We start from the raw sequence: 14,977 nt of genomic DNA, 5'->3' as shown, positions 1-14,977 counted from the left end.
CCCCTCAGGCCGTGGCACGGGCGCGAGCCCGTTCAAGTGCGCGGCGCAGCATGACGCCGGCCATCTTGGTGCGATATTCGGATGGCCCGCGCATGTCCGATGCGGGATTGGTAATCGCCTCGGCAGCAGCTACAGCACGGTCGATGGTTGCGGCATCAAGCGCGCTGCCGGTCAGTATCAAGCCCGATTCGGCGGCCCAGAGCGGCGTTTCGGACACATTTGTCAGGCCGACGGAGGCACTGGTGCAGGTACCGGCAGCCATGGTGACAATCACTGCAGCCGCGGCTGTCGCATAGTCTCCAACCTTACGCTTGAGTTTTTCATAAGCGTAACCATGACCAGCCGGGGGGATGGGAATGCGCACGGATGTCAGGACTTCACCTGCAGCCAAAGCGGTCTCATAGGCGCCCAGGTAGAAGCTGCGCGCACTTACGTCCCGCGTTCCCGTCACACCCGTCAGCGCGTAACGGGCGTTCAGACATTGCATCAGCGCCGGCATGTCATTGCCCGGATCACCATTGGCACAATTGCCGCCGATCGTACCTTTGTAGCGGATCTGCGGGTCGGCAATCATCAGTGCCGTTTCCCGAACGATCGGCAGGAGTTCGGCCAGAAGCGGCGACGAGATCAAAGCATGCTGGGTGGTCATCGCGCCGATGACAATCTCATCGCCGTCCAGTTCAACGACATTCAGTCCTTCGATGCCGCCGAGGTCAATCAGATGTTCGGGCGCGGCGAGACGCGTCTTCATCAAAGGGATAAGGCTGTGGCCACCCGCCAGCGGACGGGCATCTTCACCAAGCTCGGTGAGCAGCGCGACCGCAGCGACGATCGTCGTTGGTCGATGGTAATCAAAGCTTCCTGGAATCATAATTGCGCTCCTCCCAAAGCACGTCTCGCGGCACGCTACCCGACCAGACAATGGCGCCCTGCGCCCTAGCAACCACCGCGTCTCCTCAGGCACGGTGTCGGGTGATAGAAGGAGGCGGAGATTGATGCGTAGACACAAGAGCAAGCACACCAAATGCCTGCAAATGCACGAAATGCGGTGCAGCCTGCACGAACTGCGACAGAGGGGCTGACCTAAGCGTTGGACAAATCGGTCGGCGCGGTCGCTTGTTGCAATGCCAGTTCCTGACGAAGTGCAGCCAACCGGGCGCGACTGACCGGGACCGTTCTGCGCACGGGTGTGTCCAGCTCGGCAACACCGGCATCCCCGGACTTCTTGACCCGCACAACGAAATCGAGATTAACGATATAGCTGCGATGGGTGCGAAAAAAGCGTGTGCCGCCAAGCCGTGATGCGATCTCGGAAATCGACAAGGGACAGAAGAGATCGTCGCGCCCATTGAAGACATAGGTGTAGTGGGCGTTGGAATGAACGGAGGCGATCTCATCGGGTGCGATGTGAAAGCGAGCGCCGTTTTTCTCGACAGGCAGAAGTGCGATTGCCGCATCGACGGCTGGCACGTCAGCACCACGCGCATCGCCGACGTATTCGTCCCCTGTCGCCGGCTCGATGCCCGCGGAGACCAAAGCATGCGCCGTACTCCATCCCGCATCTCCAGCCCCATCCTGTGTCTCGGACGGTATAAGCGCCAGCATGAAAACTGCGGAAATCGTACAGGCGACGACGCTGACGATTATGGCCAGCATATCGCCTGAAATCACAGACTTGGCCACCGCGTCGTGCGAACCGGACAGATGTAGGCTCATACCGGCCATCGCCATGTAATGCATGCCCGACACCGCACAGCCAAGCACGGCGGCACAGAGGAAAAGCGGCGGACGTCTGTCGGCGGAAAAGGCCAGCCAGAGTGCAAGACCCGAAGCCGCGATGGCGATCGTGACGCTTGCCAGCACATAAAGCGGATCATGATTGACATGCACGACGGAATGGATGGCAATCATGCCGACATAATGCATGGCGGTAATGCCCAACCCCATGGCAAAAGCCGCCAGAATCAAAAGACGCTGCGAGCGCAGGCTTGCCAGATAGATGGCAATGCCAGTGACCAGACCACTGACGAAGAAGGACAGAAGCGTCGGCAGGACAGCGTAGTCGATCGCGACGGATGTCGTGACGGCCAGCATGCCGATGAAATGCATGCTCCAGATGCCGACCGCGAGCGTGGTCGCCGATCCGGCGATCAGCAGGCGCCGCCGATTGGCAAATGCGCCGGGGATCAGAAGGGCAAGGCTGATACCGACATAACTTGCCTGGATCGCCACCAGAACCGAAAGCGCGACAAGGATTGGGCTGTAGCTGAAAGAGGCCACCATTTCATTCATCGCAGTAGTCACCAATCTTTTCAGCCAAAGTGTCGCGCGTGGCGGGACACGAGCGGACAAGATTCCAAATCCAGACGTCGACAAACGATTTGATGTGCCTCCGGGCCACGCTCCCGACATGACCTGCGCCAATCTATCGATCTCGTGCCCGATTTGTCGAGTGGAGCGGATTGCCCTTTCCCATTGACCGTCGCGGTGAGGCGCCTAGCAGATCGCAAAGGATCAATGATCCGATACAGGCACTCCTTCAAAGGCGATCCCGGATATCCTCCAATAATGGTACCACTGGCATATCACTTCAGACAGATTGCTATTGCGCTGGACCGCAAAATTCTGCCGTCCGAGTGGGGAGGCCATGCAGTGTGCGGCCCATCCGGAAGCAACGCATCCGTCAAAAATCATATCCTAAGGATGTGAACCAATATGGCGTGTTGGCAGCATTGCGAGAATGCACGCATCGCCACCTGACGGTAATTTTGTTTATTATCAATTCGTTGGCGCGTTCTTTCGTGGCTAACACTTCGAAACCAATGCCATAAACAGCCTTTGTCTGCCTGCGCCGCAACCCATAAACGGGGCAAGGCAGCACGCGTTCCACACTACCATTTTCGGGTGGTATTCTTCTATTTCGAACGTAACCGCAGTTAACCACTCTTTTACCATGAGCTTTATCTAATTGAGAAATAACGCTACCAATAGAAAAAACCAGACAGGTTGCGTTATGAAATTACGTGTCGCCTTCATTGATGACCACCATGTTTTGCTTGAGGGGCTTGTCAGCCTCTACAGTGAAAAGAGTGATCTTGAAGTGGTGGCGATGGGCCATTCTGCCTGCGACGCCGTGCGGATCGTTGAAGAAACTGCACCGGACGCAGTCGTGATGGACCTGACCATGCCAGGCGATACCTTTGCTGCCATTGAGCAGATCATGGCCAGTTCTCCCGCAACAAAGGTAATAGTTTTTACTGCCAGCAACATGATTCAACCCGCGATCGAGCTTCTTGAAGCCGGGGTTTCGGCCTATGTGCTGAAAGGAAGTTCCTCTTCGGAACTGCACGAGGCGATCAAGATTGCCTGTCGGGGTGAAACCTATGTGACCCCCGGGTTTGCCACCAAGGTGATCGTCTCGATGAAGACTGATCAGATGCGTCGGAACAACCAGCCTTCGCCGACGCGGTTGCATCACCGCGAAGAACAGATCGTCAGTGGCTTGCTCAAGGGACTAACCAACCGCGAAATCGGGCAAGCGATCAACATCAGCGAAAAGACGGTCAAACATTACATGACATCGCTCATGCAGAAGCTGAATGTGCGCAACCGGGTGCAGTTGGTGATTGCGGTGAAAAACCGGACCGTTCCACGTGATCGCACATCAGACCCAATGCTGTCACAGCCAGGCGGACCTAGACATTGATCGGCAGAATTGCAACAGCAATCGAGCCGGTAGGCCTTGGAAAGTAACGCATCCTTCCACCGAAGGAGCGAATGCGTCTCTTCTGACTGACCTTGCCCAATCTCGCCCGATTAACCTCCTTTGCAGACGACAGTACCTGCCTTGCACCAAAATCGGCGACGCTGACATAAAGCCGTCCGCGGATGAACACACATCGAACCATCTGGCGGTTCCCTCGTGCGTGGCGAAAACTGTTCATCAGACCTTCCAGCACAAAGCGGTAGAGGCAGATTGACAGGTCATGCACCCTGAGATCGATATCATCGCCAACCTCAAGTCTTACGTCACAGCCGGTTATTTCGAAGTAGCGCTTCAGCGCCAGTTCGATGGCCTCGCGGACACACACATGTTCGAGCTCCGGCAGGATCAAGCCGGCCGAAAGATTGCGCAACTCCTCCAGTGTCATCGACACCAGATCCAGGAGTTTGCCTAGCGCGCTTCGCGTGCTTTGTGGCAGGTCATCAGCCGACAGAAGGTCGCTCAACCTGAGCTTCACCAAGGTGAGAACCTGTAGCGAACCATCGTGCAGATCCGCGCCAATCTGATCGAGGATACGCTCGTTCAGCTTGCCCGCCTCGACGCGCGCATTGTCCGCCATGACCCTCAGCCGGTTGTTTTCAATCGACAGATCGATCGCATTGCGCAGACTTTCGCGCAGGGTCTGCCTCTGCTCGTCAATAACTCTCCCACTGCGACGGACGATCAAATAGAGCAACGAAAGCATGGGGACAGAGACCAGGAAGACCGCAATCATGGAAATCGCGCGTGAACGGGAGATCTGTTCCTCGAGCATGTTTGATTCCAGATAAATCTCGCCGGCCAAGATAACCCTGCCGTCGACATTGATCAGAAGCGGTGCATAGATCTCCAGAAGTGCTTCGTCCTTCTCGACCTGCGAATACCCGTGCTTCTCCTCGATTGTGCGAGAGACGATCGTTTCCCCCGCCAGTGCGGCCTTCAATTCATCAAACATCACGGCCCCGCCGGCATTCTCCGCCTTGACCGAAAACACCGCTGTTCCATCGGCCAGCCAGATCTTCACATTGGTGATCCGCTGGCCCTTGGGACCCTGCCCCACCAAAGAGTTAATGTCGCGGCGGAACTGATCATCGAAAAGGAAGGCATCACCCGCGCCACGGCGGATCAGCGGCGCAATCGATGTCTGCATACGTGCAGCCCCGGCGGACCCCGCAGCCTTTAGGGCGGATTGTTCGACCTGCGAAGCAGTGTAGAAACTGACCGCGGCCATCAGCCCGAAGACCACAACGGAAGCTGCGATCAGAAACTGGTTGGCAATGGAGAGGTTGGCGATCGAAGCCAGCATCCTGGCACACCATGACGGCTGCCGCGCCATTGTTGGCGGCCCTAAGGCTGTATTTTGTACACGTCGCGCGGTCCCAGGCATGTCTTCCCCTCAACGCGAGCTTCGAACAGAGCAGGCATTTTAGGCCAAACTGTTTAAATTAAATACAAAATCTCTGCTCTTGCCAAATTCCTACAGCAACGAACGTCCCGAAGTCTTCATACCTTGGTCTGAAGATCTTTCCGACCTTACGCTCGATCATCGTTGGACCAAGCTCCCTTTGAATTCTGGGGGGTTCTGGCAGGCTAATGACGGGATGCCAGCTCCAGATGTCCATGGGGGACGAAGCGGCGCATCGGGACATTCAACCTGGGAGGCGGGGTGCCAACCCCTGATATCAGATGGTTCAACTGAACACGCACGACCTCGATTTCATCTTGAAACAGATCAAGATCGCCGAAGCGAATTCCATTGCTCATTCGGGCGACTACGCCGCAGGCCTCAAGGAAATTTGGGTCGATCCCGCCGGGAATACATATGCGCTGGACAATGAGGGCTTTCCGGTCGGCAGCGATGGTCAGCGTATCCTTGTGGCGAATGTAGCTCAGACCGTAACGGACCTGGGCCTGGCACTCGCGATCAGTGCCGAACACGTGCCCTATGGGCTGCGCACGGTCGATGGCAGCTACAACAATCTGGGCGAGGGCCGGGAGGACTGGGGCGCCGCCGACCAGCCATTCGTCCGGTTGCTGGAGCAGGGTTGGCGCGCTGCCGACGGCGACACATTCCAACTTCTTACCGGCTTTTCCCAGGCTGGTCCAAGTTTCACGACAATATCCAACAGCGCCTACACCCCCGGGGGGGCCGTTGCCGATGCTGATCCGCGGCTCATCTCCAATCTGATCGTCGATCAGACGATGGCCAATCCGGCCGCGATCTACACCGCACTCCTGCAGTCTGGATATTCTGGCGACATCATGGCGGCGGTGAACGCGATCCGCGCCGAGTTCACCGCGGCGCTGGATGACGCCAAGGCAGAGAATGCCCTCCTTCCTGCAGTCCAGCAGAAAACCGTCGCCGTGCTTGCGGCGGAGGTGACGGAGGTGTTGGCTTCGGACCGTCCGGCCACTGAGACCGATCCAGCCTATGAAGGTCTGGAAAGCCGCTACGGCATCGCCTTCGACGGCCCATCGGTGCATATCGAAAACGTCGCCCCTGATGAAGGTCTGTCAGCGCCTTACAATTCCTGGTTCACATTGTTCGGCCAGTTCTTTGACCACGGACTCGACCTCGTGGAAAAGGGTGGAAACGAAAAGATTTACATTCCGCTGTCTCCCGATGACCCACTCTATGTTCCAGGGAGTTTTACCAATTACATGGTGCTCACCCGCTCGCCTCTGGAGCCGCGCAACTTCACCACACCCTTCATCGACCAGAACCAAACCTATTCCTCCACGGCCTCGAAACAACTGTTCCTGCGGGAATACGACCTTGACGGCGCTGGCAAGCCGATGGCGACGGGTCATTTGCTCGAAGGTGCAAAAGGCATTGCCACATGGGGCGAAGTCAAGGCGCAAGCGAGGACAGTACTCGGCATCGATCTCACCGACGAATATATCGGAACCGTTCCGCTCTTCCTGATGGACGCTTACGGCGAGTTCATCCGAGGCACGAACGGGTTCCCGCAACTCATAACCGCGAATGGTCTCGTCGAAGGCAATCCTGCCGCACCGATCAGCCTTGCGAATGCCGTCCTCACAGGACACGCCTTCCTTGACGATATCGCGCACAATGCCGTGCCCGGCCTCGTTGATCACGATCGCAATCCGTCGACCGCCGCTATTCTGAAAACGGCTGATGCCGACACGGACGCGGGCAATGCGATTCCCCTCAACAATTTCGGACAGGCGACTACCTACGACAACGAACTGCTCGACGCCCATTTCATCACCGGCGACGGTCGCGGCAATGAAAACATCGGCCTGACCGCCGTTCACCACATCTTCCACTCCGAACACAACAAGACGGTGGAGCAGGTCAAGGAGCGCGCGATCGAAGCCGCCCAGGCGGGCGATCTCGCCTTCCTAAACGAGTGGCTCGCAACGGATGTTCAGTCCCTGCCCCAGAACCTTGGCACGTTGAATTGGGACGGTGAGCGCCTGTTCCAGGCCGCACGTTTCACCACCGAAATGCAGTATCAGCATCTGGTGTTCGAGGAATTCGCCCGGAAAATCCAACCAGACATCGACCTCTTCGTGTTCAACCCGTCGATGGACATCGATCCGTCAATCTTCGCCGAGTTCGCCCATGTGGTCTATCGCTTCGGCCACTCGATGCTGAACGAAACCGTCGACAGCATCGACGCCAACGGCGTCGGTTCATCGATGGACCTTTTCGATGCCTTCCTCAATCCGCTCGCCTACGCGCCGGGGACCATCACCGCCGAGCAGGGGGCAGGTGCCGTCATTCGCGGCATGACGGGCCAAATCGGCAACGAGATCGACGAATACGTCACCGACGTCCTGCGTAATCATCTGGTCGGCATCCCCCTTGACCTTCCCGCGCTCAACATCGCTCGCGGCCGGGAGACAGGCATTCCGAGCCTCAATGCTGCACGTGCGCAGTTCAAGGAAATCGCCAATGGCGATACCCAGCTCGATCCGTACAAGAACTGGATCGACTTCGGGATGAACCTGAAGAACTCGGCCTCGATCGTCAACTTCATTGCCGCCTATGGCACGCATTCGACGATTACCTCGGCCACGACTGCCGATGCCAAGCGCGATGCGGCCATGAACCTCGTCTTCGGCAACGCTTCGCTCGATGAAGTGGACCGGCAGGCGTTCCTCAACGGCACCGGCACCTACGCGGCCGGCCTCGGCGGCCTCAACGACGTTGATCTCTGGGTCGGTGGCCTTGCCGAAAAAAAGATGGCCTTCGGCGGCATGCTGGGCTCCACCTTCTCCTTCGTCTTCGAACTGCAACTCGAAAACCTGCAGAACGGCGACCGCTTCTACTACCTGTCGCGCACCCAGGGCCTCAACCTGCTGAACGAGCTGGAAGCGAACTCGCTGGCCGAACTTGTCATCCGCAACACGGATATCGGCGAGAGCGGCTATGCCGTTCCGGGCGACATCTTCTCGGTTCCGGACCATGTGCTATATGTCGACCCGGCAGAACAGGCCAAGTGGGCCGGTCCGGACCCGACGGGCGAAGATCCGTTCCAGAACGCACTGTCGCCCATGGTGCAGCGGGGCGCCAATTTCATCCAGTTCAACAGTCTTGACCATGCCCTCATCCAGGGGACGAACCAGGCTGACACGATCATCTCCGGTGGCGGTGACGACACGGTCTGGGGACGCGGCGGCGACGACCGTATCGAAGCCGGCTACGGCGTCGACAAGGTGCATGGCGGCACAGGCGACGACATCATCACCAATTCGGGTACCGATATCGGTGAAACCGACTTCCTTATGGGTGAAGAGGGCAACGATGTCGTCCATGGCGGCTCGGGCCTCGCGCTCGTCTTCGGCAACCAGGGCTCCGACTACCTGGTTGCCGGGCCGGACGGCAAGGAAATGTTTGGCGGCGAAGGCAATGACTTCATGCTCGGCGGGGAAGGCAGCGACTTCCTGCTCGGCAACGAGGGGGACGACTGGATCGAGGCCGGCAACGGTTTCGATACGACGGCCGGCGACAATTCCGAACTCTTCTTCAACTCCACGATCATCGGCCACGACGTCATGTTCGCTGGTGAAAACGAACACGACTTCGACTCCGAATCCGGCGATGACATCATGGTGCAGGGCGAAAGCGTCATGCGCAATGAAGGCATGTGGGGCTATGACTGGGCGGCCTACAAGGGCTCTACCAAGGCCGCAGATGCTGATCTGCTACGTCCCATCTTCACGACGGAGCAGCAGGATATCCTGCGCAACCGCTTCGACGCAGTCGAAGGCTTGTCCGGTTACAAATCGGACGATGTCCTGAAGGGCGATGACCGCGCGACCGCCTTCACGACGACACCGCCGGCCGAGCCGGAGGTAAATCCAGGAGCGAACCTTGCCGGCGCCGAAGGCACCATGGTCAATCACCACCTGAGCCAGGCGGGCATTGATCGCATCACCGGTCTTCGTCAACTGCTCGGCGATCTCGTACAGAACAGCATTACCGTGGGAGAGGCTGCCCGCGAGGCAGAAATAGCCTTCGACGACGGCAACATTCTGCTTGGCGGCGGCGGCAGCGACCTGATCGAAGGCCGTGGCGGCGACGACGTGATCGACGGTGACAGCTGGCTCAACGTCCGCATCGGCTTCACGCATGGAGGTGTCGCCTATACCGTCGATGGTCTGGGCGACGTTGTCTGGAGGCTTGCGGACTATGTCGATGGCGCGCCTGTTTCTGGCGCCCTGCCCGCCTTCAACGGCCTCACGCTCGACGAACTGATGTTCAATCGTGTCGTCAATCCCGGTGCGCTTACCATTGTTCGAGAAATCGCCAAAGGCGGCAATGACGGCGACATCGACACGGCGGTCTATTGGGACAATTTCACCAACTATCAAATCACCGCGAACGCCGATGGAAGTTTCACCGTAAATCACGTCAACCCCACGGTCGGCGGAGTCGATCCCATCACCGGCAGGCAACTGGCTGCAGACGGCATCGACCGGCTGTGGAACATTGAGAAACTGCAATTCGCCGACCGCACTGTCTCGCTGATCGCGCCAGAAATTGAACTCAACGGTTTCGACATCGTCAACCGCAACTGGGCCGACACTTTCAGCACACGCTCCTATACCAACAACAACGGCACCAATGGTAGCTTCAATGCCGCTTGGAGCGAGGCCGGAGACGATCTCAATGGCAGCGCGACAGCCGGAAGCGTGCAGGTTACCAACGCCGGCACTTTGACCTTCTCGACTGGCAATGCAGACAATGCATCTGTCACCCGCGCGCTGAACCTTGCGGGCGCCTCCTCGGCGGTCATCACCTTCTCTATCAACGACGTAGGCGTCACCGCCTTTCCAATCTTTGGAGATGATGAGGAAATTCTCTTCGAATTCGCCGCCGACGGAACAAACTTCATCACTCTGCGCACGTTCAACGGCAACAACGGTGGAAACATCTCGGTGACACTGCCGACGGATGTTCAATTCACCGCCGATGCCGCCATCCGCTTCCGCGCCAACAATGCGCTGGACGCTGGGGAGTCATTCTCGATCGACAATGTCAGCATCAACGCGGTTTTCGAGATCCCTGCCAATCCAGCGTCCATCGATATCGTGACCAGCCATACCGAAAACGGCGCAGCAACCGCGATCGCCTCGCTGCCTCGCATCACCGATGACGGCGAAACCCTGGCATCGGCCAGCATTGTCCTGACCAATGCCTTCGCCGGTGACGAATTTGTCATCCCGGCTGCATTGACCGCGCAAAATGCGGCGATTTCGGCAACCACGCAGGTCATCGGTTCGACCATCGTCGTGACCCTGGAAGGGGTGGCATCGCTGGCGGCCTATCAGAACGCCATCCAGTCGATCAGCTATCGCAACACATCCGAGAATCCCGACACGACCCAACGTCTGATTGAAGTGACGGTCAACGATGGATTGCTGTCGTCTAACGTGGCTGAGACCAGGGTCAATGTCACGGCCACCAACGATCTGCCCAATGCCGGCAATGACATCGTCATTACCAATATCCAGGGCAACTTCAACGTGCCGGACTGGGCACTGCTGGCCAATGACGTGGATCTGGACGGAACGCTCTCGATCAGCGGCATGACCGAAAACTCGACCTTGTTCACGGTCGGGCGCGCCGGCGGCGTGACAACTTTCGGCTACACCACACAGCAAAGCCGGACCGCCACCTATACCGCAACCGATGGCCTCGCCAACGACACTGCAACGGTCTCAGTGAATTATGATGCCAACGACATCAATGGCGGCGGCAATTCTGAAGTCATCGTCGGCGGTGTGGCGGCAAGCACGATCAGCGCGGGTGGCGGCAATGACATCATCTTCAGCGGTGGTGGCGATGATACCGTCACGGGCGGCGCCGGTGACGATATGATGGTCTGGAATGTCGGCGATGGTCGCGACCGGTTCAACGGCGAGACCAACAACAACGCCGGCGATACCATCCGCGTCGAGGGGGATGCGTCGAACGAGGCCTTTGTCGTCTACAGCCGTGCAGCCGCTCTGGCGAACGGAATTACCAACCTTCTAAACACGACCGAAATCGTCATCACACGCAACGGACAGGTTGCTGTCGAGCTCGACAATGTCGAGGAGATCGTCATCAACACCGGAGCTGGCAATGACAATGTCACCACGCTCGGTAACTTCAACGGCACCAGCCTGAACTTCAACACCATCACCATTAATGGCTCCGAAGGTGACGATACCGTCAATCTCAGCGGACTGGCCTCTGCCCACCGTATCCTGTTCCGCTCGAACGGTGGCAATGACACGCTGATCGGAACCTTGCGGTCCCAGGATCGCATCGAAATCCCGGAAGGTGCCGATCCGGCCGACTATGTCGAGACGGTGAATGCCAATGGTACCAGAACCCTGTCCAATGGCACGCACTCGATCACGTTCACCGGCCAAACCCCGACACTTTCGCCGATCGGCGCAAATGGCGACAACGATGACGATAACAGTGGCAGCGAGCCGACAGGTCCGTTTACGCTGACTGCCAGGGACGTAGCGGGCATCACCAACCTCGTGCGTGGTTTGCCAGCCTTTGCCGACGATGATGACACCGACGGTGCCGTCGGTGTACGCAGCCTGTCGGGCCAAAGCAATAATGCTGACAATGCCGGCTTTGGCGCCGCCGATCAGCCGTTCATTCGCCTGACCGAGGCACGTTACGGCGAAGGTGTCGTCACCGACAGCACGGGAGCGATCATCAACCGCGCGCTCAATCCGATCTTCGACGGGCTGGATCCACGGCAGATCTCCAATGTCCTGGGTGAACAGGAGCTTGATCTGCCAAACAACGCTAACAAGGCCAATATCTTCTTCATGGCCTTTGGTCAGTATTTCGACCATGGCCTCGACTTCCTGCCCAAGGGTGGTGCCGGACAGGTCGTCATCGACGGTGTGGATATTCCAGGACCTGTCGCGTCCAACTTCACCGACCTTACGCGTGGTTCGCTGGCAGAGCCACTGGCATCGGCCGACGACATCCCGCAGCATATCAACAAGACCTCGGCCTATGTCGACCAGAACCAAGTCTACGGCTCAAACATGATTGTCGGCCAGTTGCTGCGCGAAAGTGATGGCAATCATGGATACGGTTCGCGGATCCTGATGGGCGCAGATGACCCGTCAGCATCCGGCTTCGATCTGATGTCGACCCTGCGCGAACTTCTCGACCACCATCGCGAAGCAGGCACGCTGTTTACAGGTCCCGGCCTGCCAGCCGGCGGCATCACGATCGATGGCTACTATCCCACCCTGTGGAACAGTGCCACAAACAGCTATGATGGTGCGACAGTGCGTGCGCTTGCCGGCAATTTCATGGGCTCGGACCATGCCTTGCTGCTCGACACCAATCCGGTGATCAACCTGCTCGACCACTATGTCGGCGGCGACGGTCGCACCAATGAAAACGTCACGCTGACCTCGATGCACACGATCTGGGCCCGCAACCACAATTTCCACATCGACACATTGCTCGATGCGGGCTTTGCCGGCACGACGGAAGAGCTGTTCCAGGCGGCCAAGATGGTCAACGAGGCCGAATACCAGCGCGTCGTCTTCACCGAATTCGCCGATGCGCTGATCGGCGGCATCCAGGGTGATGGAGACCATGGCTTCGAAGCCTACAACCCCGAAGCCACGGCCGGCATCAGCCACGAATTTGCCGCCGCCGTCTATCGCATCGGCCATTCGCTGATCGGTGATACGATTACAGTCAAGGGCGATGACGGACAGAACTACTCAGTCAATCTGTTCGATGCATTCCTCAACCCGAGCAATGACGTGTTCACGCCCGAGCAGCTCATCCAGCTGCAGGCGATGGGCTACGACCCGCAGCCCGGCTATGAACAACTGGGCACCGGCGCGATCCTTGCCGGCATCGTCGAGCAGCCGGCAGAAGAAGTCGATTTCAACATAGTCGACGCGGTCCGCAATGACCTGGTGCGCATCCGCGCCGATCTCTTCGCCTTCAATGTGGCACGCGGCCGTGATGTCGGCCTTGGCACCCTGAACCAGGTGAAGGCAAGCCTGCAGAATTCGACGGACCCTTACGTGAAGTTTGCCGTCGGCTTCCTTTCGGCCAATGGTGGTTCGGTGAACCCCTATTCCAGCTGGCAGGATTTCCAGACTCGCAATGGCCTGACCGACATCGTGATCGCCCAGTTCATGGCGGCCTATCCGGATCTTGTCCTGCGTGCCGACCAAGTCAATGCGTTCAAGGCGATCAATGGCGACATCGTTGCCGTCCAGGCTGACGGCACCGGTCTCGTCAAGGGCATCGACCGGGTCGATCTCTGGGTCGGCGGCCTTGCCGAAGCGCATTTCAACGGCGGCATGGCCGGCTCGACTTTCTGGGCAATCCTGCATGAACAATTCGACCGCCTGCAGGAGGCCGATCGCTTCTACTACAAGGAACGCTTCGACAACTTCGATCTCTATGAGGACTTCATCGACGGACAGAACTTCGTCGACATCGTCGAGCGCAATACCGGCCTCACCGGACTTCCGGAGGATATCTTCTCGTCCGATCTCGAAGACGGGGCAGACAATGAGGACGACGATGACGATCAGAATGACGATGATGAGGATGACGGCACCGTCGACAACGACGACGATGATGGCGACGTCGGCGGTATCGATGACGATGAGGATGATGAGACGGACGGTGACGACACCGATGAGGACGACACCGACGATGAAGCCGACGACGATACGGATGATGATCAGGATGACGACAGTGACGGTGATGATGATGGGGACGTGGTCACGCCGCCCACCGCGATCGCGGCCAAGACACTGATCGGCACGGGTGCAAGTGATGTCCTGCAAGGCGCTGCCGGAAATGACATCGCACTGGGAGGTGACGGAACCGATGTCCTGTCCGGCGATGGCGGCGCCGACATCCTGCGCGGCGAAGCCGGCGACGATGTCATCATCGGCGGTGACGGCGACGATGTCATCACGGGCGGCAGCGGCGCTGACGAAATCCATGCGGGCGCCGGCCGGGATATCATCTTCGGCAGCGAGGGTGACAACCTCATCTTCGCTGATGCCGGCGACGACATCATCGAAGGCGGTGCCGGAGCCGAAAGGGTCTGGGCAGGTGCTGGCAACGACACCGTTCTATCGACCGCAAACGACGGCAACGATGTCTATCATGGTGAAGATGGCATCGACACGCTGGACTACGCCGTCAACAGCAGCGGCCTGACCGTCGATCTCGGCAACGGCTTCATGGGCCGTGGTTCGGTCAGCGGCGGCTCGACGGGAAGCGATACCTTCTATGGCTTCGAGAACTTCATCGGCGGCTCGGGCCATGACGTGGTGACTGCATCGAGTGCCGTCAACATCATGGACGGGGGACTTGGCGACGACGTGTTCAAGTTCAATTCCGCGGCCGCCGCCAATGGCGACACGATCTATGGCTTCCAGGCCGGCGACCGTATCGACTTCTCGGGCACAGGCACAAACCTGCACCTGACCGCCGGGACGACCATGACCGGCATCGGCGACGTCACGGTGACCCACGAAGTGCGCGAGGGCGAGGAATTCACCGTCATCCGCGGCAATACCCAAGGGGATGACGGCGCTGACTTCGAGCTGGCTCTGCACGGACGTCACAACCTGACAGCCAACGACTTCCTCGGCGTTGCCTGACGGGGGGCCGACAAACCGGGCGGCCCGGCCATGACCATGGCCGGGCAGACAAGGGCAAAGGGG

At 58.6% G+C, this 14,977-nt stretch carries 5 protein-coding genes; 2 read left to right on the top strand and 3 right to left on the bottom strand.

Going from position 1 to position 14,977, the window contains the following annotated elements; genetic code table 11:
* Positions 1-4: 4 nt before the first annotated feature.
* Together GVK95_RS09575 and GVK95_RS09570 are read right to left on the bottom strand one after the other, a co-directional pair.
* On the bottom strand, positions 5-871 hold the full coding sequence (locus tag GVK95_RS09575; RefSeq protein ID WP_159948900.1) for a xanthine dehydrogenase family protein subunit M: 867 nt from the start codon (positions 869-871) through the stop codon (positions 5-7).
* A gap of 212 nt (positions 872-1,083) precedes the next feature.
* On the bottom strand, positions 1,084-2,292 hold the full coding sequence (locus GVK95_RS09570) for an MHYT domain-containing protein (protein WP_159948898.1): 1,209 nt from the start codon (positions 2,290-2,292) through the stop codon (positions 1,084-1,086).
* Between the two features lie 721 nt (positions 2,293-3,013).
* On the opposite strand from GVK95_RS09570, the gene GVK95_RS09565 reads away from it, so the two are divergent.
* Entirely contained in the window at positions 3,014-3,706 is a 693-nt protein-coding gene (locus tag GVK95_RS09565; protein ID WP_007608762.1) for a response regulator transcription factor, read from the top strand.
* Here GVK95_RS09565 and GVK95_RS09560 read toward each other — a convergent pair.
* Complete coding sequence (locus GVK95_RS09560; RefSeq protein ID WP_244618722.1) at positions 3,696-5,069, bottom strand: histidine kinase; 1,374 nt, start codon at positions 5,067-5,069, stop codon at positions 3,696-3,698. The genes GVK95_RS09565 and GVK95_RS09560 overlap by 11 nt on opposite strands.
* Positions 5,070-5,449: 380 nt before the next feature.
* Between GVK95_RS09560 and GVK95_RS09555 the strand changes: the two genes are divergently transcribed.
* Positions 5,450-14,914, top strand: a complete 9,465-nt coding sequence (locus tag GVK95_RS09555) for a peroxidase family protein (protein ID WP_159948894.1) — start codon at positions 5,450-5,452, stop codon at positions 14,912-14,914.
* Positions 14,915-14,977 lie beyond the last annotated feature (63 nt).

This window comes from Rhizobium sp. 18065 (assembly GCF_902706095.1).
Taxonomy (GTDB): domain Bacteria; phylum Pseudomonadota; class Alphaproteobacteria; order Rhizobiales; family Rhizobiaceae; genus Allorhizobium.
The sequence above is the reverse complement of the archived record's forward strand: the minus strand, read 5'-3'. Positions and strand labels throughout refer to the sequence as shown.